The 25,798-nt window shown below is 71.2% G+C and carries 15 protein-coding genes, 1 tRNA gene and 1 rRNA gene; 4 read left to right on the top strand and 13 right to left on the bottom strand.

Annotated features, from left to right (window positions below):
- Positions 1-66: 66 nt before the first annotated feature.
- The 3 genes from ACIPPS_RS30365 to ACIPPS_RS30355 are packed head-to-tail and all read left to right on the top strand — an operon-like array spanning position 67 to position 6,386.
- A complete protein-coding gene (locus ACIPPS_RS30365) occupies positions 67-4,704 on the top strand; it encodes a DEAD/DEAH box helicase (RefSeq protein ID WP_401438664.1) in 4,638 nt (1,545 codons plus the stop codon).
- Positions 4,705-4,761: 57 nt separating this feature from the next.
- Complete coding sequence (locus ACIPPS_RS30360; protein WP_401438661.1) at positions 4,762-5,589, top strand: Fpg/Nei family DNA glycosylase; 828 nt, start codon at positions 4,762-4,764, stop codon at positions 5,587-5,589.
- 32 nt (positions 5,590-5,621) lie between these two features.
- Positions 5,622-6,386 carry an SDR family NAD(P)-dependent oxidoreductase gene (locus ACIPPS_RS30355; RefSeq protein ID WP_401438658.1) on the top strand — a complete coding sequence of 255 codons (765 nt, stop codon included), beginning with the start codon at positions 5,622-5,624 and terminating at the stop codon, positions 6,384-6,386.
- Here the strand turns inward: ACIPPS_RS30355 and ACIPPS_RS30350 are convergent.
- The 10 genes from ACIPPS_RS30350 to ACIPPS_RS30305 all read right to left on the bottom strand — a co-directional run bounded on the left by ACIPPS_RS30350 (position 6,334) and on the right by ACIPPS_RS30305 (position 21,332).
- Positions 6,334-6,624 carry a hypothetical protein gene (locus tag ACIPPS_RS30350; protein WP_401438655.1) on the bottom strand — a complete coding sequence of 97 codons (291 nt, stop codon included), beginning with the start codon at positions 6,622-6,624 and terminating at the stop codon, positions 6,334-6,336. The genes ACIPPS_RS30355 and ACIPPS_RS30350 overlap by 53 nt on opposite strands.
- Positions 6,625-6,737: 113 nt before the next feature.
- A complete protein-coding gene (locus tag ACIPPS_RS30345) occupies positions 6,738-7,208 on the bottom strand; it encodes a Dps family protein (protein ID WP_401438652.1) in 471 nt (156 codons plus the stop codon).
- Positions 7,209-7,371: 163 nt separating this feature from the next.
- Positions 7,372-7,755 (bottom strand): helix-turn-helix domain-containing protein, encoded by a 384-nt coding sequence (locus tag ACIPPS_RS30340; protein ID WP_401438649.1) that lies wholly within the window; start codon positions 7,753-7,755, stop codon positions 7,372-7,374.
- Positions 7,756-7,864: 109 nt separating this feature from the next.
- Positions 7,865-8,374: a CinA family protein gene (locus ACIPPS_RS30335; RefSeq protein ID WP_401438647.1), complete on the bottom strand. Its 510-nt coding sequence runs from the start codon at positions 8,372-8,374 to the stop codon at positions 7,865-7,867.
- Positions 8,371-9,297 carry a CDP-diacylglycerol--glycerol-3-phosphate 3-phosphatidyltransferase gene (gene pgsA, locus ACIPPS_RS30330; RefSeq protein ID WP_401438644.1) on the bottom strand — a complete coding sequence of 309 codons (927 nt, stop codon included), beginning with the start codon at positions 9,295-9,297 and terminating at the stop codon, positions 8,371-8,373. The genes ACIPPS_RS30335 and pgsA overlap by 4 nt, the downstream gene beginning before the upstream one ends.
- Positions 9,294-10,784, bottom strand: coding sequence for a 30S ribosomal protein S12 methylthiotransferase RimO (gene rimO / locus ACIPPS_RS30325; protein ID WP_401438641.1), 1,491 nt, complete (start codon positions 10,782-10,784; stop codon positions 9,294-9,296). The genes pgsA and rimO overlap by 4 nt, the downstream gene beginning before the upstream one ends.
- Before the next feature lie 73 nt (positions 10,785-10,857).
- Positions 10,858-11,685, bottom strand: a complete 828-nt coding sequence (locus ACIPPS_RS30320; protein ID WP_401438638.1) for a helix-turn-helix domain-containing protein — start codon at positions 11,683-11,685, stop codon at positions 10,858-10,860.
- A gap of 243 nt (positions 11,686-11,928) precedes the next feature.
- Positions 11,929-14,778, bottom strand: coding sequence for a DNA translocase FtsK (locus ACIPPS_RS30315; RefSeq protein WP_401438635.1), 2,850 nt, complete (start codon positions 14,776-14,778; stop codon positions 11,929-11,931).
- A gap of 127 nt (positions 14,779-14,905) precedes the next feature.
- Complete coding sequence (locus ACIPPS_RS30310) at positions 14,906-15,580, bottom strand: response regulator (protein WP_315893446.1); 675 nt, start codon at positions 15,578-15,580, stop codon at positions 14,906-14,908.
- A gap of 241 nt (positions 15,581-15,821) precedes the next feature.
- Positions 15,822-21,332 carry a HAMP domain-containing protein gene (locus tag ACIPPS_RS30305; protein WP_401438632.1) on the bottom strand — a complete coding sequence of 1,837 codons (5,511 nt, stop codon included), beginning with the start codon at positions 21,330-21,332 and terminating at the stop codon, positions 15,822-15,824.
- A 269-nt stretch (positions 21,333-21,601) separates the two neighbouring features.
- Here ACIPPS_RS30305 and ACIPPS_RS30300 point away from each other — a divergent pair, with 269 nt between their 5' ends.
- The gene (locus ACIPPS_RS30300; RefSeq protein WP_401438629.1) at positions 21,602-24,256 is read left to right on the top strand and encodes a SpoIIE family protein phosphatase; all 2,655 of its coding nucleotides are present in this window, start codon (positions 21,602-21,604) and stop codon (positions 24,254-24,256) included.
- A 32-nt stretch (positions 24,257-24,288) separates the two neighbouring features.
- Here ACIPPS_RS30300 and ACIPPS_RS30295 read toward each other — a convergent pair whose 3' ends face one another.
- The 3 genes from ACIPPS_RS30295 to rrf form a co-directional block, all read right to left on the bottom strand.
- Entirely contained in the window at positions 24,289-25,533 is a 1,245-nt protein-coding gene (locus tag ACIPPS_RS30295) for a hypothetical protein (RefSeq protein WP_401438626.1), read from the bottom strand.
- A gap of 90 nt (positions 25,534-25,623) precedes the next feature.
- Positions 25,624-25,699, bottom strand: a tRNA-Thr gene (locus ACIPPS_RS30290).
- A 4-nt stretch (positions 25,700-25,703) separates the two neighbouring features.
- Positions 25,704-25,798, bottom strand: a 5S ribosomal RNA gene (gene rrf / locus ACIPPS_RS30285); the annotation flags it as partial.

Raw genomic sequence — 25,798 nt, 5'->3', positions numbered from 1 at the left:
CCCCGCCACGAGCGGGATCTCCCCAGGTCCGGGCGGTTGTCAGTGGCGGGGTGCACGATGGGTGGCATGGTCAGGTCCGCGCTCGAATCGTTCTCCCCCGCGACCCGTGGTTGGTTCGCCGGGGCCTTCCACGCGCCCACCGCCGCGCAGGAGGGCGCCTGGCAGGCCATCGGCGCGGGCTCGGACGTGCTCGTGGTCGCGCCGACGGGCTCCGGCAAGACGCTGGCCGCCTTCCTCGCCTCCCTGGACCAGCTGGCGTCCACGCCGCCGCCGGCGGACCCGAAGAAGCGCTGCCGGGTGCTGTACGTCTCGCCGCTGAAGGCCCTGGCCGTCGACGTCGAGCGCAATCTGCGGTCCCCGTTGACCGGCATCCGCCAGGAGTCGGTGCGGCTCGGGCTGCCCGAGCCGGACGTCAAGGTCGGTATCCGCTCCGGTGACACGCCGCCCGCCGAGCGCCGCGCGCTGGCGACGAAGCCCCCGGACATCCTGATCACGACCCCCGAGTCGCTCTTCCTGATGCTGACCTCCGCCACCCGGGACGCACTCACCGGCATCGAGACGGTGATCCTTGACGAGGTCCACGCGGTCGCCGGGACGAAGCGCGGCGCGCACCTCGCGCTGTCCCTGGAGCGGCTCGACGAGCTGTTGCCCCGCCCGGCCCGCCGGATCGGCCTGTCCGCGACGGTCCGGCCGGTGGACGAGGTCGCCCGCTATCTCTCCCCGCAGCGCAGGGTGGAGATCGTCCAGCCACCCTCCGGCAAGGAGTTCGACCTGTCGGTGGTCGTCCCCGTCGAGGACATGGGAGAGCTGGGCGGCTCCCCGGCCTCGGAGGGCAAGGACGGCGGCGACAAGCCCTCGATCTGGCCCCAGGTCGAGGAGCGCATCGCCGATCTCGTCCAGGCCCACCGTTCCACGATCGTCTTCGCCAACTCCCGCCGACTGGCGGAGCGGCTGTGCAACCGGCTCAACGAGATCGCGTACGAACGCGCGACGGGCGAGCCGATGCCCGACGACGGCCCGCCCGCCCAGATCATGGCGCAGTCCGGCGCGGCCCAGGGAGCGCCCGCGCTTCTCGCCCGCGCCCACCACGGCTCGGTCTCCAAGGAGCAGCGGGCCCAGGTCGAGGAGGACCTGAAGGCGGGCCGGCTGCCCGCCGTCGTGGCCACCTCCAGCCTGGAGCTGGGCATCGACATGGGAGCGGTGGACCTGGTCGTGCAGGTCGAGTCGCCGCCGTCGGTCGCCTCGGGGCTCCAGCGGGTGGGCCGCGCCGGACACCAGGTCGGCGCCGTGTCGACGGGTGTGGTGTTCCCGAAGTACCGAGGCGACCTGGTCCAGGCGGCCGTGGTCACGGAGCGGATGCGCAGCGGATCGATCGAGTCGATGCGCGTTCCGGCGAATCCGCTGGACGTCCTGGCCCAGCAGCTGGTGGCGATGGTCGCCCTGGACACCTGGCAGGTGGACGACCTGCTGGCGACGGTCCGCCGGGCCGCGCCGTTCGCCTCGCTGCCCGAGTCCGCGTTCACGGCCGTCCTCGACATGCTGGCCGGGCGGTATCCCTCGGACGCCTTCGCCGAGCTGCGCCCGCGCGTGGTCTGGGACCGGGTGACCGGCACGGTCACGGGCCGTCCTGGCGCGCAGCGCCTCGCCGTCACGTCCGGCGGCACGATCCCCGACCGGGGCCTCTTCGGCGTCTTCCTCGCCGGTTCCGACCCCAAGAAGGGCGGCGGCCGGGTCGGCGAGCTGGACGAGGAGATGGTGTACGAGTCCCGGGTCGGCGACGTCTTCACGCTGGGCACCACCTCCTGGCGCATCGAGGACATCACCCGGGACCGCGTCCTGGTCTCCCCGGCCCCCGGAGTGCCCGGCAGGCTGCCGTTCTGGAAGGGCGACCAGCTGGGCCGCCCGCTCGAACTGGGGCGCGCGGTGGGCGCGTTCCTGCGCGAGGTCGGCTCCCTGGAGACCGAGGACGCCCGGCTGCGCCTGGTCGCCGCCGGCCTGGACGCCTGGGCCGCCGACAACGTCCTGGCGTATCTCACCGAGCAGCGCCAGGCCTGCGGCCATGTGCCGGACGACCGGACGATCCTGGTGGAGCGGTTCCGGGACGAGCTCGGTGACTGGCGGGTCGTCATCCACTCCCCCTTCGGAGCCCAGGTGCACGCCCCGTGGGCGCTGGCGCTGGGGGCCAGGCTCGCCGAGCGGTACGGCATGGACGCGCAGGTGATGCACGCCGACGACGGCATCGTGCTGCGGCTGCCGGACGCCGACATGATGGGCCTCGACCTGCTGGACGAGGAGCCGGTCGACCCCGGACGCCATCTGGACACCACGTACGACTCCGACAAGGCCCCGATCGGCGCGGCCGACGCCCTGTTCGACAAGGGCGAGATCAGCCAGATCGTCACCGACCAGGTCGGCGGGTCCGCCCTGTTCGCCTCCCGCTTCCGCGAGTGCGCCGCGCGCGCCCTGCTGCTGCCCAAGCGCAATCCGGGCAAGCGGACCCCGCTCTGGCAGCAGCGCCAGCGGGCGTCCCAGCTGCTCCAGGTGGCGAGCGAGTTCGGGTCGTTCCCGATCGTCCTGGAAGCGGTCCGCGAGTGCCTCCAGGACGTCTTCGACGTCCCCGGCCTCGAAGAGCTGATGGGCGACATCGAGTCCCGCCGCGTCCGGCTCGTCGAGGTCACCACCCCGGAGCCGTCGCCGTTCGCCCGCTCCCTGCTCTTCGGCTATGTCGCCCAGTTCCTGTACGAGGGAGACTCCCCGCTCGCCGAGCGGCGGGCCGCCGCCCTCTCCCTGGACTCCCGCCTTCTCGCCGAGCTGCTCGGCCAGGCCGAGCTGCGCGAGCTGCTCGACGCCGACGTCCTGACGGAGCTGGAGCAGGAGATCCAGTGGCTCAAGGAGGACCGCAGGATCAAGGACGCCGAGGGCGTGGCCGACGCGCTGCGCGTCCTCGGACCGCTCACCGAGGCCGAGTTGACCGAGCGCGGCGGAGAGCCCGCCTGGGCCCGCGAGCTGGGGGCCGCCCGCCGCGCGATCCGGGTCCGGATCGCCGGCACCGAGCACTGGGCGGCGATCGAGGACGCCGGCCGGCTGCGGGACGCCCTCGGCACGGCCCTGCCGGTGGGGGTGCCCGAGGCGTTCACGGAGCCGGTGAAGGACCCCCTCGGCGATCTCCTGGCCCGCCACGCGCGCACGCACGGACCGTTCACCTCCTCCGCGGCCGCCGCCCGCTTCGGCCTCGGCGCAGCCGTCACCGACGGCGCCCTCCAGCGCCTGGCGGCCGCGGGCCGGGTCGTGCAGGGCGAGTTCCATCCCTCCGGGATCGGCCAGGAGTGGTGCGACGCGGCCGTGCTGCGCCGCCTGCGCCGCCGCTCGCTCGCCGCCCTCCGGCACGAGCTGGAGCCGGTGCCCCCGGCCGCGCTCGCCACGTTCCTGCCCCAGTGGCAGCACCTGGCGAGCAACAGCCTGCGCGGGATCGACGGACTGGCCCGCGCCGTCGAGCAGTTGCAGGGCGCGCCCGTGCCCGCCTCGGCCCTGGAGAAGCTGATCCTGCCGTCCCGGGTCAGGGACTACTCCCCCGCCCTGCTCGACGAGCTGACCACGACCGGCGAGGTCGTCTGGGCCGGCGCCGGCGCCCTGCCCGGAAAGGACGGCTGGGTCTCGCTCTATCTGGCCGACGCGGCGCCCCTGTTGCTCCCGCCACCGCATCCGCTGGAGCAGACCGCGCTCCACGAGTCGGTGCTGACCGCCCTGTCCGGGGGATACGGCCTGTTCTTCCGTCAGATCGCCGACCAGGTGCGGGCCACCACGCACCCGGACGCCACCGACCCCCAACTGGCCGACGCCCTCTGGGACCTGGCCTGGTCGGGCCGGCTCACCAACGACACCCTCGCCCCGCTGCGCTCCCTGCTCGGCTCAGGCCGTACGGCGGGATCCACCGCCCATCGCGCCAAGCGGACGATCCCCCGCGGCCGTTACGGCACGCTCACCGCGTCCGCCCGCCCCACGTCCCGCACGGGCCCACCCACGGTCAGCGGCCGCTGGTCGCTGCTCCCGCCGCTCGAGCCGGAGGCGACCCACCGCGCCCACGCCCTCGCCCGTACGCTGCTCGATCGGCACGGCGTGGTCACCCGGGGCGCCGTCGCCGCCGAAGGGGTCGAGGGCGGCTTCTCGGCGACGTACCGCATCCTGGCCGCCTTCGAGGACAGCGGGCAGGCGCGGCGCGGCTATGTGGTGGAGGGGCTGGGCGCGGCCCAGTTCGCGATGGACGGGGCAGTGGACCGGCTGCGCGCCTCCGCGACCGCCCGCGACCGCGGCGCGGAGGCGGGTGCGGGCCCCCGCGCGGTGGTCCTCGCCGCCGCCGACCCGGCCAACGCGTACGGAGCGGCGCTGCCCTGGCCGGAGCCGCCGAGCGGGGCGGGGCACAAGCCGGGCCGGAAGGCGGGGTCCATGGTCGTCCTGGTCGACGGCGAGCTCACGCTCTACATGGAGCGCGGCGGCAAGACCCTGCTGTGCTGGCCGGAGGACCCCGAGGATCCGGCCCTGAGAGCCGCGGCCGAGTCCCTGGCCTCGGCCGCGCTCGCGGGCTCGCTCGGTACGGTCACGGTGGAGCGGGTCAACGGAGCCACGGCCCTCACCTCGCCGCTCGCCCGCTCCCTGGAGCACGCCGGCTTCCACGCCACCCCGAGGGGGCTGCGCCTGCGCCCGTGAACCACCCCGACGCCTCGGCAACCGCCCCCACGCCGCCGCCCGATCCATCATGGAGTCATGCCTGAAGGAGACACGGTCTGGCGGACCGCCCACCGCCTGCACGAGGCACTGGCGGGGCGCGTCCTGACCCGGTCGGACCTGCGCGTGCCCCGGTTCGCCACCGCCGATCTCACCGGCCGCTCCGTCCTGGACGTGACACCACGCGGCAAGCACCTCCTGACCCGCTTCGAGGGTGGTCTGACCCTCCACTCCCATCTGCGGATGGAGGGTGCCTGGCGGGTGTTCGCCACCGGTGAGCGCTGGCGCGGCGGCCCGGAGCACCAGATCCGGGCGATCCTGGCCACCACCGAGCACGCCGCCGTCGGCTACCGGCTCCCGTTCCTGGAGCTGATCCGCACGGCCGAGGAGGAGAATGTGGTCGGCCATCTGGGCCCTGATCTCCTCGGCCCGGACTGGGACCCGGTGGAGGCCGTCCGCCGTCTCACCGCCGACCCCGGCCGCCCGCTCGGCGAGGCCCTTCTCGACCAGCGGAACCTGGCGGGCATCGGCAATGTGTTCAAGGCGGAGCTGGCCTTCCTGGCCGCCGTCACCCCGTGGCTGCCGGTCGGCGAACTCCCGCCCGGTGTCCCCGAGCGCCTGGTCGCCACCGCCCACCGCCTCCTGGAGGCGAACAAGGACCGCGTCGAACGGCGCACCACCACGGCCCGGCACCCGCGGAACAACCTCTACGTGTACGGACGTGTGAACCGCCCCTGTCTGCGCTGCGGCATCGCCGTCCGACGCTTCGGGCCGCCCGCGAGCCGCTCCACACCGGACGACCGCGTCTCGTACTGGTGCCCCGGCTGCCAGAAAGGCCCCACCGCCGAAACCGTTCGCACCAATTGACGCACCGTCAGATCCGGTCGTACGGTCCGCTCATGGCCCTCACGGCGTACGACTTCACCGGCCGCACCGCCTTCGTCACCGGAGCCGCGAGCGGCATCGGCCGCGCGACCGCCACGCTCCTCGCCCAGGCGGGCGCCACCGTGCACTGCGCGGACCGCGACGAGCCCGGCCTCCACGAGACCTCGACACTCGTCACCGAGCGGGGCGGCACCGCACGGGTCCACGTCCTCGACGTCACCGACCGCGCCGCGCTCGCCGCGGCTGTGGCCGCCGCGGGCCCGCTGCACACGATGGTCGCCGTCGCCGGGATCATGCACACCAGCACCGTCCTGGAGACCCGCGACGAGGACCTCGACCGCGTCCTCGCGGTCAACTTCAAGGGGGTCCTGTACGCCTGCCAGGAAGCCGCGCGCTCGATGATCGCGAGCGGGACCCGGGGCTCCATCGTCACGATGGCGTCGGGCGCCATGGACACCGCGAGCCCGGGTCTTCTCTGCTACAGCGTCACCAAGGCCGCCGTCGTCCAGCTGACCAAGACCCTGGCCACCGAGGTCGGCCGGCACGGCATCCGCGTCAACGCGATCGCCCCGGGATGGATCCGTACACCGATGACCGACCGCCACGAACCCGGCGCACAGCAGCAGGCCGAGACGGCCATGGTCCGCCACTCCCCCTTGGGCAGGGTGGGCGAACCGGAGGACATCGCACACGCGGTGCTCCACCTCGCGTCCGATGCCGCCTCGTTCACGACGGGTCAGATCCTCCGCCCCAACGGCGGCGTCGCGATGCCCTGGTGACCCGCCCGGCGTGCGCGGGACGCATCCGCGTCGGACCGCTCGAGGCGGCGGGCGACGCCGTCACGTGCACCGGCAGGAGACTCAGCCCCCAGCCACCGGCCGCGACCGCGCCCTCGACCAGCCCCGACTGCTCGGGGACCAGCACCAGCCGCAACACCGCCCACCACCACAGCCCGCCGACCACCAGCGCGCCCGCCATCCACACGAGCGTCACCGGCGGAACCCGTCGCCGTACCATGGCCGCCTCCCGCGATCGACGCTAGACCGGTCGTATCGCCCGGCGGGAGGGCGCACCGGGGGCATACCCGGCGCACCGCGCGCACGGCGTCGACATCCTGCCGGGCTGCACGCCTAGGCGCTTTCCGCCTGGAACATCCACGCGTGCTTCTCGAGGTCGGCGGTCAGACCGATGAGGATGTCCTGGGTGACCGGGTCCGGCTCGTCCGTGACCTCGATCCGCTCCCGCATCCGGGCGATGACCGCACCGAGGGCGTCGACCAGGATCTTCACGGCCTCCACGTCCTTGATCCAGCCCGACGGCACCGTGCCGATGGCCGTCCCCGCGGCCACCGAGGCCGCCCTGCCGTCCGGGTTGACGCCCACGGCCGAGGCGCGCTCGGCCACGACGTCGGAGTGCTGTCGCGCCGTGACCACGACCTCGTCGAGCTGGAGGTGGACCGAGCGGAACCGGGGTCCCACCACGTTCCAGTGCACCTGCTTGGCCACCAGGGCGAGGTCGACGAGGTCGACCAACGCGCCCTGCAGAGCGTCGCCGACCGTCTTGAGGTCGGCCTCGGACAGCGAAGTCTTCACGACGGACATGTGTGTTCTCCAACCAGTCGAACGTTTCCCCACCATGCACGGATCACCTGATTCGGGCATCTCAAACACCCACGCCGAACGCGTCCGAAAGTCCACCGGAAACGACTAAAGCCCCGGTGGGCGCCCGTAACGGGACACCTCCGGGGCTTTAGCCCACTTCGGTTCAGGCAGCGACGACGTCGACCGCTTCCGCGGGCGCCTTGATGGTCACCCGCTCGCCGGGCACACCGGCCACCGACGTCACCGACACCGAATTGAGCATCGGGCGCACCGGCCCAGGCACCGGTTCGCTCGCCGCTGCCGACTCGGCCAGTTCGGCCAGCGACAGCTCGTCGCTCACTTCGCGCATGAGCTCGGACATCCGTACGTCAAGCGCGTCGCAGATCGCGGAGAGCAGCTCGGAGGATGCCTCCTTCTGCCCCCGCTCCACCTCGGAGAGATAGCCGAGCGAAACTCGGGCGGACGAGGAGACTTCGCGCAGAGTACGGCCCTGGCGCTGGCGCTGCCGACGCAGCACGTCACCCAACAGGCGACGGAGCAGAATCATCGGTGGCTCCCTCCTCGGACCGCGTAGCCGCATCCTTCACGCCCCACCGTACCGCCTCGCGCTGCGGCCGTGCGGGGAGCGATGTCGTGTTCACTCAGGGCTGCAAACATCAATTCCCCCCGTTCTGTTCCGTATCCTGTGCCCGCGCATTTCCCGAGAGTTCGTCGTGGAGCAGTTCCAGCACGCTCCGTACGCTCTCTCTACGGATTTCCGCACGGTCGCCGTTCAACCGCAATGCGACCACTTTCCCGGCGCCGACGGGCCCCGCCACGGCCACGTACACCGTGCCGACGGGCTGTCCGTCCTGCGGATCGGGCCCGGCCACACCGGTCGTCGCGGCGCCCCAGTCGGCGCCGAGCCGAGTGCGTACACCCACCGCCATCTGGAGCGCGACCTCGGGGTCGACCGCTCCGCGCTCCACGAGAAGCGTCCCGTCCACATCCAGGAGTTCCTGCTTGAGAGCCGTCGCGTACGCCGTGACGGACCCCCGGAAGCCCACCGAGGCACCGGGTGCGGCCGTGAGCTCCGCGGCCACCAGACCGCCCGTGAGGGACTCCGCGGCGGCGACGGTCTCACCACGCTCCGCGAGCAGCTCCAGCACGCGGGCGGCCCCGTTCATCGCCCCGACCCCGCCGCGGGACCCGCCGGGGAGGCGTCGCTCGCGGAGACCTCAGGGGACTCCGCCCCGCTCGCCGACCCCGGCACAGGCTGCGCCGGCCCCGGCACGGGCTGCGCCGACCCCGACTCGGAGGCCTCAGCAGCCCCCTCAGCACCACCGACAGCACCTGAACCACCAGGAACCCCGGCCGCACCCGAATCCCCAGGAACCCCCGACGCACCCGAAGCACCCGACCCACCGGCCACCGAGACCGGGGCCGAGGCCGAGGCCGAGCGTGCCGCCCGCTCCTCCGCCAGTCCCCGGCGCCGCAGCACGATCGCCTGCCGGACGTAGTCCAGACCGGTGACCACCGTCAGCACGACGGCGAGAGCCATCACCCAGAAGCGCAACGTGGCGAGTGGACCGGTGAGGACCAGGACGTACATCCCGACCGCCGTCCCCTGCGCCAAGGTCTTCATCTTGCCGCCGCGGCTGGCCGGAATCACCCCGTGCCGGATCACCCAGAACCGCATCAGTGTGATGCCGAGCTCGCGCGCGAGGATCACGACCGTCACCCACCACGGCAGGTCGCCGAGCGACGACAGACAGATCAGGCCGGCCGCCATGATCGCCTTGTCGGCGATCGGGTCGGCGATCTTCCCGAAGTCGGTGACCAGGTTGTACGCCCGCGCCAGATGCCCGTCGAAGACATCCGTGATCATGGCGACGGCGAACGCGGCCCAGGCCCAGGCGCGCCAGGCGGGGTCGTGCCCACCGTCCTGGAGCAGCAGCACCACGAAGCACGGCACGAGCACCAGGCGGATCATGGTGAGGATGTTGGCGATGTTCCACAGGCTGGCCTGGTTGACCGCCGCGGAGCCCAGCTTGCCCCCGGGCGCGGGCCTACCGGTCCCGCCCGTCGCGGACGCCGGGACTCCGGTCATCTGCCCGCCTCCTCGAAAAGACACTCGGCCACGAGGTCGACGCCTTCCGTGCCCACGACCTTCGCCTCGACCATACGGCCAGGGGTCAGCCCCCGGCTCGCGGCGGAGTCCGCGGTGATGACGACCTGGCCGTCCGTCTCCGGCGCCTGGTGCGCCGCGCGGCCGACCACGCCGTCCTCCTCGTCGACCGATTCGACCAGTACTTCAAGGGTCTCTCCGATTCGCTCCTCCGCACGCTGGGCGGTGAGCTCCTCGGCGAGCCGCGAGAGGTGGGCGAGCCGCTCGTCCACGACCTCCTGGTCGAGCTTCTGCTCGTACGTGGCGGCTTCGGTGCCGTCCTCGTCGGAGTAGCCGAAGACGCCGATGGCGTCGAGCCGCGCGTGGGTGATGAAGCGTTCCAGCTCGGCGAAGTCCGCCTCGGTCTCGCCGGGGAAGCCGACGATGAAGTTCGACCGGGCACCGGCCTGCGGGGCCTTGGAACGGATGGTCTCCAGGAGCTCCAGGAAGCGGTCGGTGTCGCCGAAGCGGCGCATGGCCCGCAGCACGTCCGGGGCGCTGTGCTGGAAGGACAGGTCGAAGTACGGGACGACCTTCTCGGTCGAGGTCAGCACGTCGATGAGGCCGGGCCGCATCTCGGCGGGCTGGAGGTAGCTGACCCGGACGCGCTCGATGCCCTCCACGGCCGCGAGGTCGGGCAGCAGGCTCTCCAGGAGGCGGATGTCACCGAGGTCCTTGCCGTACGAGGTGTTGTTCTCGGAGACCAGCATGACCTCCTTCACACCCTGCTCTGCGAGCCAGCGCGTCTCGTTGAGGACGTCGGAGGGCCGCCGCGAGACGAAGGAGCCGCGGAAGGACGGGATGGCGCAGAAGGAGCACCGGCGGTCGCAGCCGGAGGCCAGCTTCACGGAGGCGACCGGGCTGCGGTCCAGCCGGCGGCGGAGCGGGGCGCGCGGCCCCGAGGCCGGCGCGAGGCCCTCGGGCAGGTCGGCCGGCACGTTCTCCGGGGCCTCGACGGCGCCGTGGCCCGGGAGGGCGATCTCGGTGGCGGCCTGCTGGCGCTCCACAGGGGAGAGCGGGAGCAGCTTGCGGCGGTCGCGCGGGGTGTGGGCCTCCACGCTGCCGCCGCTGAGGATGGTCTGGAGCCGGTCGGAGATGTCGGCGTAGTCGTCGAAGCCGAGGACACCGTCGGCTTCGGGGAGGGCGTCGGCGAGTTCCTTGCCGTAGCGCTCGGCCATGCAGCCGACCGCGACGACGGCCTGGGTCCTGCCGTGATCCTTCAGATCATTGGCTTCGAGGAGGGCGTCGACGGAGTCCTTCTTGGCGGCCTCGACGAATCCACAGGTGTTGACGACGGCGACATCGGCGTTCTCGGCGTTCTCGACGAGCTCCCAGCCGTCCGCTGCCAAGCGGCCTGCGAGCTCCTCCGAGTCCACCTCGTTACGGGCGCAGCCAAGAGTGACAAGGGCGACGGTACGGCGTTCGGGCATGGGCTCAAGACTACTTCGTCCCGGCCGTACCCCCGCCGCGCAGGGTTCACCTGCGCGACGGTCGCCCGGGGGATCATCCGGCCTCGGGGTCGCCCTTGGCGTAGGAGAGCCGCTCGACGGCGCCGGATTCGAACTTCTCTTCGATCTTCTTGCCGTTCACGAAGAGCTCGATCGGACCCGCGTTGCCGAGGATCAGGTCGACCCGCTCGTCGTCCTGGAAGGTCTTGGACTCGCCCTTGAGGAGGAGCCCGTCGAAGAGCAGCTTGCCGTCACTGGCCTTGGCCGAGATCCAGCTCTTGTCGTCGACCGCGGTCAGCTTGACCGTGACCTTGTCCTTCGGCACCGCCGCGATGGCGCTCGGCACCGGCCGCGGGGGCGTGGGGGTCGGCTTCGTGGTGGGGCTGGTGGTCTTCTTCTCCGGAGCCGGACCCTCGGCGACGGCGCCGGCGCCGTCCTTCGTGTCGGTTCCGTTGAACATCGTGAAGCCGACGAACCCGACGACGGCGACGATGGCGGCCACCATGGCGGCGGTCCAGTTGGGGCGGCGCGGCTCGGGGCGGATACGTTCCGCCTCGAACAGCGGCGCCGCGGGGGTCGGCGCGGGCCGTCCGCCGTGTTCGTCGTCGTACTGCTCGACCAGTGGCGCGGGATCGAGACCGACGGCGCGAGCGAGCGTACGGATGTGCCCGCGGGCGTAGACGTCGCCGCCACAGCGTGAGAAGTCGTCCTCCTCGATCGCGTGCACGATCGGGATGCGGACCCGCGTGGAGGCACTGACCTCGTCGACGGTGAGACCGGCGGCGATCCGGCCCTGCTGGAGGGCACGACCGATCGAATCCCGGTCGTCTGCCGGGGAGTTCCGGTCGTCTTCGGGGGAATCGGGGGAGTTGCCGATGGACACGAGAGCGCCTTTCGAGCGTGTAACCACCTGCTGGACGTTCAGTCTATGGGTGGTACGAAAGGGTGGGGCAACCGGGCGGACCCTGTTTGTACGCCATGAGGCTGGGACATCCTTCTGTCCCTCCCTCCAACTTGACGTACGACCAAGGGAAACGGTTGCCCTCGTTCCCTTACGAGTGAGTCTCGGCCAGGTCTCGTTCCGGCCAGGACCACTCGTGGCGCTACGCCGTCCGGTGCCCCCGTCTCACTCCTCGGACTGCCCGCGGATCACGGCCAGCACCCCGTCCAGCTCGTCCGGCTTGACGAGCACGTCCCGCGCCTTGGATCCCTCGCTCGGTCCGACGATGTTCCGCGACTCCATCAGGTCCATCAGCCGGCCGGCCTTGGCGAAGCCGACGCGCAGCTTGCGCTGGAGCATCGAGGTGGAGCCGAACTGGGTGGAGACGACCAGCTCGGCGGCCTGGCAGAGCAGGTCCAGGTCGTCGCCGATCTCCTCGTCGATCTCCTTCTTCTGCTTGGTGCCGACGGTGACGTCGTCCCGGAAGACCGGCGCCATCTGGTCCTTGCAGTGCTGGACGACGGCCGCGACCTCGGCCTCGGTGACGAAGGCGCCCTGCATCCGGACGGGCTTGTTCGCACCCATCGGCAGGAACAGACCGTCACCCTTTCCGATGAGCTTCTCGGCACCGGGCTGGTCCAGGATGACCCGGCTGTCGGCGAGCGAGGAGGTCGCGAAGGCGAGCCGCGAGGGCACGTTCGCCTTGATCAGACCGGTGACCACGTCGACCGACGGCCGCTGGGTGGCGAGCACCAGATGGATGCCGGCCGCACGGGCCAGCTGGGTGATCCGGACGATGGCGTCCTCGACGTCCCGGGGCGCGACCATCATGAGGTCGGCCAGCTCGTCCACGATCACCAGCAGGTACGGGTAGGGCTTCAGCTCGCGCTCGCTGCCCTCGGGCAGCTTGACCTTGCCGCTGCGGATCGCCGCGTTGAAGTCGTCGATGTGCCGGAAGCCGAAGGCGGCCAGGTCGTCGTAGCGCAGGTCCATCTCGCGCACCACCCACTGCAGGGCCTCGGCGGCCCGCTTGGGGTTGGTGATGATCGGCGTGATCAGGTGCGGGATGCCTTCGTACGCGGTGAGCTCGACCCGCTTGGGGTCCACGAGCACCATCCGGACGTCCTCGGGGGTCGCCCTTATCATGATCGACGTGATCAGGCAGTTGATGCACGAGGACTTTCCGGAGCCCGTGGCACCGGCGACCAGGACGTGCGGCATCTTCGCCAGGTTGGCCATCTCGTAGCCGCCCTCGACGTTCTTGCCGAGCGCGACCAGCATCGGGTGGTCGTCCTCGGCCGCGGCGGCCAGCCGCAGCACGTCGCCGAGGTTGACCATCTCCCGGTCGGAGTTCGGGATCTCGATGCCGACCGCGGACTTGCCGGGGATCGGCGAGATGATCCGGACGTCCGGGGAGGCGACGGCGTAGGCGATGTTCTTCGTCAGGGCCGTGATCTTCTCGACCTTCACGGCCGGGCCGAGTTCGACCTCGTACCGCGTGACCGTCGGCCCGCGCGTGAAGCCGGTGACGGCCGCGTCGACCTTGAACTCGCTGAAGACCGTGGAGAGCGAGTCCACCACGGCGTCGTTGGCCGCGCTGCGCGTCTTGCCCGGCCCGCCACGCTCCAGCAGGTCGAGCGAGGGCAGCGCGTACGTGATGTCGCCGGCCAGCTGGAGCTGCTCCGCGCGCGGCGGAAGCTCGGAGTGCTCGGGCGCGGGCTTGGTGAGGTCCGGTACGCCTCCGGTCGCGCGCCCGCCCTTGTCGGCGTGCCCGGCCTTCTCGGCGCGCGCGGAGGGGACCGGCGCGGCGGAGGCTCCCGCGGCGTTCCCCGCCGCCCCGGCGGCACCGGGGGCCTCCTGCGTCTCGGCGGCTTCGGCGGCCGCCGCCGCGACGGCGGCCGCGCGCTCGGCGGTGACGTCCCGGGTGAGTCCGGCGACCAGCGGCGAGGGCGGCATGCCGTTCAGCACGGCGCCGTCGAGGGCGGCGGCGGCCGCGGCGGCGACGTCCACGGCGTCCATGGGCCGGTCGAAGGCGGGCTGCACCGAGGACCTGCGCGGGCGCCTGCGGGTGGTGAGCGCCTCCTCCTCGGCCCGGTCGACGTCGTAGACCTGCTGCCCCTGGGTGCCCGCGGTGGTGCGCCGACCGCGGGGGGCGGGCCGCGGTTCGGCCTCGCGCCAGTCCTCGTCGTACCCCTCGGCCTCGGCCTCGGGGTCGTACGCCGGCTCGACCAGGCCGAGCCTGACGCCGAGTGCGCGCAGCCGCTGCGGGATGGCGTTGACGGGGGTGGCGGTGACGACGAGCAGCCCGAAGATCGTGAGCAGCACCAGCAGCGGTACGGCGAGGACCTCGCCCGTCATGAAGACCAGCGGCTTGGACGCGGCCCAGCCGATGAGCCCGCCGGCGTCCTGCATGGCCTCGGTGCCCTCGCCGCGACCCGGCGAGCCGCAGGCGATGTGGACCTGCCCGAGCACCCCGATGACCAGGGCGGACAGGCCGATGACGATCCGTCCGTTGGCCTCGGGCTTCTCCGGATAGAGGATCAGCCGGATGCCGATGGCGCCGACGAGCAGCGGCACGAGCAGGTCGAGCCGGCCGAACGCGCCGGTGACGAGCATCTCGACCAGGTCGCCCACCGGGCCGCGCAGATTGGACCACGTACCGGCGGCGACGATCAGGGCGACACCGAGCAGCAGCAGCGCCAAGCCGTCCTTGCGGTGCGCCGGGTCGAGGCCCTTGGCTCCGCGCCCTATGCCCCGGAACATCGCCCCGACGCCGTGCGCGAGTCCGAGCCAGAGCCCGCGCGCCAGCCGGTACACGCCTCCGGTCGGGGAGGGCGCCGGCTTGGGCGCCGCCTTCTTCGCGACGCTCTTCCTGGCGGGCGCCCGCTTCGCGGGTACGGCTTTCTTCGCCGCGGTCTTCTTCGCGGGCGGCTTGGCGGGCGCCGCTTTCTTCGCGGCGCCGCTCGTACGGCCGGCGCGCGGCTTCGCGGTGCCCGCCGTGCCCTGGGAACCCTTGCCGGACGTACGTGAGGCCATGATGCTGAGGTTACCGGTGTGAGCCGCCTCGGACACGTGCCCATCCGGGCTCACCCGTTCGTGTCGCCCCTACGAGGGCGCGAAACTGACGCCCGATCACTCCGGGCGGTCGCACCTTGACGGAACGTCAGCTCTGCGAAGGCAGTACGGGCGGGCCGCCCGCACCGGGCTCCAGCGCGTCCAGGGCTCGCCGAAGACCGGTGAGCTTGCGCTCCAGATGGGCGGCGGTGGCGACGGCGGCCGCGTCGGCCGAGTCGTCGTCGAGCTGCTTGGACAGCGCCTCGGCCTGCTCCTCGACCGCCGCGAGACGCGCGGAGAGCTCGGCGAGAAGGCCTGCCGACTCCTTCGCGTGCCCTCCGGAGCCGCCGCCCTCCAGCTGGAGCCGCAACAGCGCCGCCTGCTCGCGCAGCTGGCAGTTCTTCATGTACAGCTCGACGAAGACCGAGACCTTGGCGCGCAGCACCCAGGGGTCGAAGGGCTTGGAGATGTAGTCCACCGCGCCCGCCGCGTATCCCCGGAAGGTGTGGTGCGGCCCGTGGTTGATCGCGGTGAGGAAGATGATCGGGATGTCCCGGGTCCGCTCCCGCCGCTTGATGTGTGCCGCGGTCTCGAATCCGTCCATTCCTGGCATCTGGACATCCAGCAGAATGACCGCGAAGTCATCGGTCAGCAGCGCCTTGAGCGCTTCCTCCCCGGACGATGCCCGTACCAGCGTCTGATCGAGCGCGGAGAGAATGGCCTCCAGCGCCAGCAGATTCTCCGGCCGGTCATCGACCAGGAGGATCTTGGCCTTCTGCACCATGCCCCGTCCTCCTCGCCCCGGCATCGGCTCGCCCCGACTCGCCGAGCCGAGGGAAGCACCGGGCGCCGCCCCAGAAGACGACTCCCATGCGCCGTCCGTCCTTGTGCCGGTCATGGTAGCCGCACCCCGCCTGTCGCCACACCCTGTCACCACGATGTCACTGTGCACGTAGCAGAAACGTGGTGAGAGACCAGAAGGTTCCCCGTATCCCGACCTCTCACACGCCTGCGGCGACAGTGCGTCAACAACCCTCCGTTTCGTTTCCGCGCATCCACTCCTCCATCACCGACAGCAGGTGATCGGGGTCGACCGGCTTGGTGACGTAGTCGGAGGCGCCCGACTCGATGGCCTTCTCCCGGTCGCCCTTCATCGCCTTCGCGGTGAGCGCGATGATCGGCAGCCCCGCGAACTGCGGCATCCGCCGGATCGCGGTCGTCGTCGCGTATCCGTCCATCTCGGGCATCATGATGTCCATCAGAACGACCGTCACATCGTCGTGCTGCTCCAGCACCTCGATGCCCTCGCGGCCGTTCTCCGCGTACAGCACCGCGAGCCCGTGCTGCTCCAACACGCTGGTGAGCGCGAAGACGTTACGGATGTCGTCGTCCACGATCAGCACCTTCTCGCCGCTGAACAGGAACGTACGGCGCGGCTCGGACTCCACCCGGTCGTCGTCGGCCGGCGCCTGCTCGGCTGCCTGGCCGTTCCACGCGGCCCGACCCGGCAGCGCGGGCTGCCGCTCGTCGGGCGACGCCTGCTGCACCGCCTTGCGGCGGTGCCGGAACAGCGCGCCCGCGCCGGAGCGCAGATCGGCCGCCATGGGCGAGGGCGGGAAGGGGGGCAGGATCTCGTCGACCGAGCCGTCGTCCGTCTCCGCGCGCGACTCCGTCGCCCCCTGCTCCCCCGCCCCGTAGCCGTGCGGCGGCAGCTCGCTGGGGCTCAGCGGCAGGTAGAGCGTGAAGGTGGAGCCGCGGCCCGGCTCGCTCGCCGCGTAGATCTCGCCGCCGAGCAACCGTGCGATCTCCCGGCTGATCGACAGACCCAGACCCGTACCGCCGTACTTGCGGCTGGTCGTCCCGTCCGCCTGCTTGAACGCCTCGAAGATCACCCGCATCTTCCCGGCCGCGATCCCGATACCGGTGTCGGTCACCGAGAACGCGATCAGGTCGGCCTCCGGGTCGCGCAGCGAACCGGACTCCAGGAGCTGCTCGCGGATCGACTGCGGCACGTCCGTCCCGGCCGGCCGGATGACCAGCTCCACGGCGCCCGAGTCGGTGAACTTCACCGCGTTGGACAGCAGGTTGCGCAGCACCTGGAGCAGCCGCTGCTCGTCGGTGTGCAGCGTGGCGGGCAGTTCGGGCGAGACCCGGACCGAGAAGTCGAGGCCCTTCTCCGCGGTCAGCGGCCGGAAGGTGGCCTCCACGTAGTCCACGAGCTGGACGAGCGCGATCCGGGTCGGGGAGACGTCCATCTTGCCGGCCTCGACCTTGGACAGGTCGAGGATGTCGTTGATGAGCTGGAGCAGGTCGGAGCCTGCGCCGTGGATGGTCTCGGCGAACTCGACCTGCTTGGGCGAGAGGTTGTGGTCCGCGTTGTCGGCGAGCAACTTGGCCAGGATCAGCAGCGAGTTGAGCGGGGTGCGCAGCTCGTGCGACATGTTGGCCAGGAACTCGGACTTGTACCGCATGGAGACGGCGAGCTGTTCGGCGCGCTCCTCCAGGACCTGCCGGGCCTCCTCGATCTCGGTGTTCTTCACCTCGATGTCCCGGTTCTGCCGGGCGAGCAGCTCGGCCTTCTCCTCCAGCTCGGCGTTGGAGCCCTGGAGCTCCTTCTGCCGGTGCTCCAGCTCCGCGGACCGCTCGCGCAGCTGCTCGGTCAGCTCCTGCGACTGCTTGAGCAGCACCTCGGTCTTGGTGTTGACGCTGATGGTGTTGACCGTGGTGGCGATCAGCTCGGCGAGCTGGTTGAGGAAGTCCCGCTGGATCTGGGTGAACGGCTGGAAGGAGGCCAGCTCGATCACGCCGAGCACCTTCCCCTCGAAGAGGACGGGAAGGACGATCACGTGCGCCGGGGCGGCCTCGCCGAGCCCGGAGGAGATCTTCAGATAGCCCGGCGGCACATTGACCTGGATCGTCCGCTTCTCCTCGGCCGCCGTCCCGATGAGCGTCTCACCGGGCCGGAAGGAGGTGGGCATGGAACCGGCGGAGTAGCCGTAACTGCCGCGCATCCGCAGCTCGTACGCGCTCTCCCCCAGCCGCCCGAGTTCGGCTCCGCCGGTCGCGGAACCGGTCGGTACCGCCACGAAGAAGGCGCCGTGCTGCGCGGAGACGACCGGGGTCAGCTCGCTCATGATGAGCGAGGCGACGTCGTCCAGATCGCGCCGGCCCTGCATCAGGCCGGAGATCCGGGCCAGGTTGCCCTTGAGCCAGTCCTGCTCCTCGTTGGCGAGGGTGGTGTCGCGCAGGTTGGCGATCATGGTGTTGATGTTGTCCTGGAGCGCCTGGATCTCGCCCGCCGCGTCCACACCGTCGATCTTCAGGTTCAGATCGCCGCGGGTCACCGCCGTGGCGACGGCCGCGATCGCGCGCACCTGCCGGGTCAGGTTCCCGGCCATCTCGTTCACGGACTCGGTCAGGTCGCGCCAGGTGCCGTCGACGTCCCGGACCCGGGCCTGGCCGCCGAGGATGCCCTCCGTACCCACCTCACGGGCCACGCGCGTGACCTCCTCGGCGAAGGAGGACAGCTGGTCGACCATCGTGTTGATGGTGTTCTTCAGCTCCTGGATCTCACCGCGCGCGTCGATGTCGATCTTCTTGGTGAGGTCGCCCTTGGCGATGGCGGTCGTGACGGCGGCGATCTGACGCACCTGACCCGTCAGGTTCGACGCCATCGAGTTCACCGACTCGGTCAGGTCCTTCCAGGTGCCCGAGACGCCCGGCACCCGCGCCTGGCCGCCCAGCTCGCCCTCCGTGCCCACCTCGCGGGCGACACGGGTCACCTCGTCGGCGAAGGACGACAGGGTCGTCACCATCGTGTTGACGGTGTCGGCGAGCTCGGCGACCTCGCCGCGCGCCTCGACCGTCACCTTCTTCGTCAGGTCGCCGTTGGCGACCGCCGAGGAGACCCGGGAGATGTTCCGCACCTGACTGGTCAGGTTGTTGGCCATCAGGTTGACGTTGTCGCTCAGGTCCTTCCAGATGCCCGTGACCCCGCGCACCCGTGCCTGGCCGCCGAGGATGCCCTCCGTACCCACCTCGCGGGCCACGCGCGTGACCTCGTCCGCGAAGTTGGACAGCTGGTCGACCATCGTGTTGACGGTCGTCACCAGCTCCAGGATCTCGCCCTTGGCGTCGACGGTGATCTTCTTCGACAGATCGCCCTTGGCGACCGCCGTCGTGACCTCGGCGATGTTCCGCACCTGCGAGGTCAGGTTGTTGGCCATGAAGTTCACGGACTGGGTGAGGTCCTTCCAGGTGCCGGAGACCCCCTGCACCTCGGCCTGACCGCCCAGGATTCCCTCCGTACCCACCTCACGGGCCACCCGCGTCACCTGCTCCGCGAAGCTGGAGAGCTGGTCGACCATGGTGTTGAGGGTGTTCTTCAGCTCCAGGATCTCGCCGCGCGCGTCCACGTCGATCTTCTGCGACAGGTCACCGCGCGCGACCGCCGTGGCGACCTGCGCGATGTTACGGACCTGGGCGGTGAGGTTCCCCGCCATGCCGTTCACCGAGTCGGTCAGATCGCGCCACACACCGGCGACGCCCGGCACCTGCGCCTGCCCGCCGAGACGGCCGTCCGTGCCCACCTCACGGGCCACCCGGGTCACCTGCTCGGCGAACGCGGACAGCTGGTCGACCATCGTGTTGATGGTGTTCTTCAACTCCAGGATCTCGCCGCGCGCGTCCACGTCGATCTTCTGCGACAGGTCGCCCCGCGCCACCGCCGTCGTCACCTGGGCGATCTGCCGCACCTGGGACGTCAGGTTGCCGGCCATGAAGTTGACGGAGTCGGTGAGTTCCTTCCAGGTACCGGAGACGCCGTCGACCCGCGCCTGACCGCCGAGGCGGCCCTCCGTGCCCACGTCACGCGCCATCCGCGTCACCTGGTCGGCGAAGTTGGACAGCTGGGACACCATCGTGTTGACGGTGTTCTTCAGCTCCAGCATCTCGCCGGCCACGTCGACGGTGACCTTCTGCGACAGATCGCCGTTGGCGACCGCCGTCGTCACCTGCGCGATGTCCCGCACCTGACCCGTCAGGTTGCGGAACGCCGTGTTCACCGAGTCGGTCAGGTCCTTCCACGTCCCCGCCGCGCCCGGGACGTGCGCCTGGCCGCCGAGCAGACCCTCGACACCGACCTCCCGCGCGACCCGCGTCACCTCGGAACCGAACGCCGACAGCTGGTCCACCATCGTGTTGACGGTGTTCTTCAGCTCCAGCATCTCGCCGGCCACGTCGACGGTGACCTTCTGCGACAGGTCACCGTTGGCGACCGCGGTCGTCACCTGCGCGATGTCCCGCACCTGCGTGGTGATGTTCCGGAAGACCGTGTTGACCGAATCGGTCAGGTCCTTCCACGTACCGGCGGCACCCGGCACCTGGGCCTGCCCGCCGAGCGCACCCTCGGCGCCCACCTCGCTCGCCACGCGGGTCACCTCGTCGGCGAACGTCCGCAGCGTCTCGGTCATCTGGTTGATGGTGTCCGCGAGCTGCGCGACCTCGCCGCGCGCGCTGACCGTGACCTTCTGGGACAGATCGCCGTTGGCGACCGCCGTCGTCACCTCGGCGATACCCCTCACCTGATTGGTGAGATTTCCCGCCATCGTGTTGACGGAATCGGTCAGGTCCTTCCACACACCGCCGACCCCGGCGACCTCGGCCTGACCGCCCAGCTCGCCCTCGGTACCCACCTCACGGGCGACCCGGGTCACCTCGGAGGAGAAGGAGGAGAGCTGGTCCACCATCGTGTTGACGGTGTTCTTCAGCTCCAACATCTCGCCGGCCACATGAACCGTGACCTTGTTGGACAGGTCACCCCGGGCCACGGCCGTCGTCACGAGAGCAATGTCACGTACCTGCGCGGTCAGCCGGTACGCCATCGTGTTGACCGAATCCGTGAGGTCCTTCCACGAACCGGACATACCGCGCACCTGGGCCTGACCGCCCAGAATGCCCTCCGTACCGACCTCCAGCGCGACCCGCGTCACCTCGTCCGTGAACGCGGACAACTGGTCGACCAGGTTGTTCACGGTCCGGGCGACCTTCAGGAACTCGCCGCGCAGCGGCCGCCCCTCCTGCCCGTCCGACCGCAGGTCCATCCGCTGAGCCAGATCACCCTCGGCCACCGCCGACAGCACCCGACCCACCTCGGACACGGGCCGCGTCATGTCGTCGACGAGCGCGTTCGCGGCCTCGATCGCCGCCAGCCAGGCACCCTCGCTTGGCCCCGCCTCCAGGCGCTCCGACAGCTTGCCCTCGCGCCCGACCATGCGCCTGACCCGCGACAACTCGCCGGTCAGCTGCGTCTGCCGGTCGGCGACCTCGTTGAAGACGGCGGAGATCTCCGCCATCATCCCGTCGCCGGACACGGTCAGGCGTTTGCGGAAATTGCCGTCCCGCATCGAGACCAGGGCAGCGAGCAGCCGCTCCATGGCCGCCGCGTCCACCTGCACCGTCTCACCGCTCCGGGGCCGTCCGCCCTTCGCGCGCGTCGTGCCGCCGCCGCCACGCCGCGCCGCCGTGCCAGACTCCACCGTGTCCCTCCCGAAGGGGTTGACCGTCCTGCCCGGGCTGTCACCACAAGCCTGCCCAGTGTTTCACCGCAGCCGGACCTGGCGATAACAGTTCGGCAGCTTCGCATAGCGTCCCCACACCCGGGAGACGGAAACAGCGGTGACCGGCATCCGCTCGGACAGCGAAGGTAAGTAACCTGGCATCCGGCTGTCCAACCGCCCCGGTCCGCCCGGCGGGGGCGGGGTGGCGCGAATCGACCACCGGGCGCAGCGGGAGGGGCAGACCGACCATGGCGGAGCCGGGCGTCGAAACGCGTACGAGGAGTTCTGTGATCACCGCGCGGGCGGCTGCCACCTTCGACCCCGTCGGGCGGTCCGTCGCGACGGCCCGGGCCTTCGTACGGGACACCCTCCAGGGCTGGGGGTACGCCGAGGTCGTCGACGACGCCGTCGTCCTGACCAGCGAGCTCGTCACCAACGCCGTCATCCACGCCGGCACCGCGGCCGACGTCCTGTGCCTGCGCAGCGAGGACGGCATCCGCGTCGAGGTGGCCGACCGCTACCCCGAGCGCGAGATCCCCGTCCAGGGCGGCCGCGCCGTGGTGGCCCACCCCGACCGCGAGAACGGCCGGGGGCTGCTCCTGTGCGCGGCCCTCGCCACCCGCTGGGGCGTCGAGTACACCCCCACGCACAAACGCGTCTGGTTCCAGCTCGACCTCCCCGAGCGCGCGATCGGCACCCGCTCCGCGGGACCGGTCCTCCCCGACGCCCTCCTCCCGGTCGCCGACAGCCGCGTCCGCGTCGCCGTCGCCCAGATCGACCGCGGCGGGGCCATCACCTCCTGGAACGAGGACGCCGAAGAGCTCTTCGGGTACGCGTCCGAGCAGGTCACCGGCAAACCCCTCGGCGACCTGGCCGCCTGGCCGCACACCCCCGGCATCGGCACCGGCCTCGCCGAGGCCCTCCGCCTCTCCCGCTGGGAGGGCAGCTACGGCATCCGCTGCGCCGACGGCCGCATCATCCCGGTCTACGCCTCCCACCTGCGCGTCCGCGACGCGGAGGGCGAACCCTCGACGGTCTGTCTCCTGGTACGGGAGTACGAACGGGCCGTCCTCCAGACCCCCCAGCGCCCCGCGGTCTCCGACTCCGGCGCCGAGAGCCGCGCCACGGACCCCTTCGAGGTCTTCATCGGCTCCCCGGCCCCCGACGACCTCGACGGCCTCCTCCAGCGCACGGTGGAGCGCGCCCGCGACATGCTCGACGGCGACTCCGCCTTCCTCCTGCTCGCCACCGACGACGAGACGGAACTGGAGGTCCGGGCCACCACCGGTCTCCCCTCCGCACGCCAGCGCTTCGCCCGCGTCCCCGTCGAGACCGGTGCCAGCCGTTACGGCTCCGCCCGGATGCCGGCCGTCCACGAGGACCTGGCGGCCGTCCCCGGCGCCGTCCCGCTCCTCGAAGGCACCGGCATGCGCTCCGTCGTCACGGTGCCCCTGAAGGTCGAGGGCCGCCTCACCGGCTCCCTCGGCGTCGCCGCCGAGAGCTCCAACCGGTACTCCAACGAGGAGGCCCTGCGCCTCCAGTTCGCCGCCGACCGCATCGCCCTCGCCGTCGAGTCGGCCCGCCTCGGCGAGCTCGAACGCCTCCGCCGCGGTTCCCTCAGCTTCCTCGTCGAGGCCTCCGACCTGCTGGCCGGCACCCTCGACCGCGACCAGACCCTGGCCCTCATGGCCCAGATGACCGTCCCCACCCTCGCCACCTGGTGCGCCGTCTACACCATCGCCGACCAGGCCTCGGACCCGTACCTCTCGTACGTCCTGCACGAGGACGAGGACCGCATCGACGGCCTCAAGGCCCTGCTGTCCACGATCGCCCCACCGGACCCGGTGCCCACCCCGGGAGCCCGCGTCTGGGCGGCCCCCGCCGAGGCGGCCCACCGCGCCGCGCTCTCCACCTCGATGCGCGAACTCGGCCAGGGGAGCGGCCCGTTGTCCTCCGGCATCGACACCACCCTCGCCACGGCCGCGGCCGTGGGCGGCGAGACGGTGGTGCTGCCCCTGGTGGCCCGCAACCGCGTCATCGGCATGCTCACCCTGGGCAAGCCCTCCGACGACCACTTCCGCCAGGAGATCCTGGAGCTCGCCGAGGACCTCTCCCGCCGAGCCGCGCTCGCCCTGGACAACGCCCGCCTCTACTCGGAGCGCATGGCGATCAGCCAGTCCCTCCAGCGCAGCCTGCTGCCCCCGGGCCTCCCTCAGATCGAGAACGTCGAGGTCGAGGTCATCTACCGCGCGGCCGGCGAGGGCAACGAGGTCGGCGGAGACTTCTACGATCTCTTCCCGATCCGCGACAACGCCTACGGCTTCGCCATCGGTGACGTCTGCGGTACGGGCCCGGAGGCCGCCGCCGTCACGGGCCTGGCCCGCCACGCGCTGCGCCTACTGGCCCGCGAGGGCTTCGGCGGCCCGGCGGTCCTGGAGCGCCTCAACGCGGCGATCCTCGACGAGGGCGCCCGCAGCCGCTTCCTGACGCTCCTGTACGGAGAGCTCTGGCCCCAGGAGGACGGCTCGGCCCTCCTCAAGGTCGTCTGCGCCGGCCACCCCCTGCCGCTGCGTCTGCGTCAGAACGGCACGGTCGTCCCGGCCGCCGACCCGCAGCCGCTCCTCGGCGTCATCGACGACCTGGAGCTGTACGAGCAGAACATCACCCTCGAACCGGGCGACGTCCTGCTCTGCGTCACCGACGGCGTCACCGAACGCCGCGAGGGCACGCGCATGCTCGGCGACGACGGCCTGGCCGAGGTCCTCAAGACCTGCACGGGCCTCACCGCCGGCGCGGTCGCGGCCCGAGTCCTGCGAGCCGTGGAGCGTTTCGCCCAGGAACCCGCGTCCGACGACATGGCCATCCTGGCCATGCGCATCCCGGAGCCCCTCCCCACGGACTGACAGCAGAGGACCGGCCGGCCGGAGGGCGGCTCTCAGCCTCCCTCCGTGTCCCGGCGCCGACGGAGCGCCCGCTCGGCGATCCCGCCGGCGAGCTTGTCCTTCATCGACCCAGCCCTGTCGAGAGTCCCGCTGCCGAGGCTCCTGGCCGCACCGACCCCGTTCGCCCCTGCCTCGAACGCCCTGTCCTTCGCCTCCGCCGCCGCGGCCGCCCATCGTCGCGTCTCGGACGGACGACGGCCCGACTCGATCCCGAGCCGCCCGTGGAAGTCATCGACACCGGTCACGACGTGGTTGCTCGACTGGACCACGGCCGGGGACTTGGCCGGGTGCAACAGCACCTTGGCGTTGGCCTCGCCGGCGGCCGCATGCATCCGCGCCACCAGACGCTCGGTGCTCCGCGAGATCAGATCCATGCGGTTCTGCCGGGCGATCCGGATCCCGAGCCGATGCCGGTCCAGCTCGTCCGGAGCTGCGTCCACCACCCGGTCCAGTTCGAGTACGGCGATCGCGTCCTGCAGTTGGAAGCACCGAGCGAGAACGGCGAGCCACTCAGGAGCCCTGGACTCGGCCTCCCTGGCCGCGGCGGCGAGATCACCGATCTTGGCCTTGCGCTCCATCTTCTCCGCGAGCGCGTCGAGCTGACGCAACGCGTACCCCTGGGTCGCCGCGATCGTCCCCGGCGTGTTCTGCACCTTCGACCACGCGATCTCGGAGACGCGGCCCACCTGCTCGCGGATGGTCATGGCCTCCTCGATCACGAGCTCGGCACCGATCATGCTCGCCAACGCGGCGTCCTTCTGGGCGCGGAGCACGTCGTCGACCTTCTCGTCGATCGTGGCGAGATAGTCGGTGATCTCCTCCATGGCCTGCTGCATCGCCAGCTGCGCCATGACTGCCGCGACATTGGCCAGAACCGCCGGATTGGTCCGCAGCGGCCCCGACGACCCCTTCGCGAACTCGACGAATCCTCTGATCTGACCGCTGTCCCCTTTCAGCACCCCTGTACTGAGGCCGGTCGCGGCGCTCTCCCTCAGCCCGTACGTGTCGACACGCTGGGCAGACTCCTTGGTCAGCTTCACCCAGCGACCAGAGTGGGCGGCGATCTCGGAAGCGCCCTGCGTGGCTCCGGCCGAGTTGCCAAGGGCGGCTCGGAGCCGTCGCGATGCGAGGTCCTTCGCCGGCAGCCCTTCAGAGACAAGGAAGCGTTCGACCGCCGCTTGATTCCCGATGACCGTCAGGCCATCGCCATCGCTGATCAGCCGGATCTCATCATCCATGGTCGGCTCCCTCTCGCGCCCCGAACCTGACAATGTTCTACAAAACAAAGAAGGCCCCCGCCATGAGGCGGGGGCCTTCTTCTGTTTCACTGGAGCCCTTTAACGGAATCGAACCGTTGACCTTCTCCTTACCATGGAGACGCTCTACCGACTGAGCTAAAAGGGCGGGAGTTCGGCGGCGTCCTACTCTCCCACAGGGTCCCCCCTGCAGTACCATCGGCGCTGAAAGGCTTAGCTTCCGGGTTCGGAATGTAACCGGGCGTTT

The organism is Streptomyces sp. NPDC090127 (genome assembly GCF_044746945.1).
GTDB lineage: Bacteria > Actinomycetota > Actinomycetes > Streptomycetales > Streptomycetaceae > Streptomyces.
This window is presented reverse-complemented; position numbering and strand designations above follow the sequence as displayed.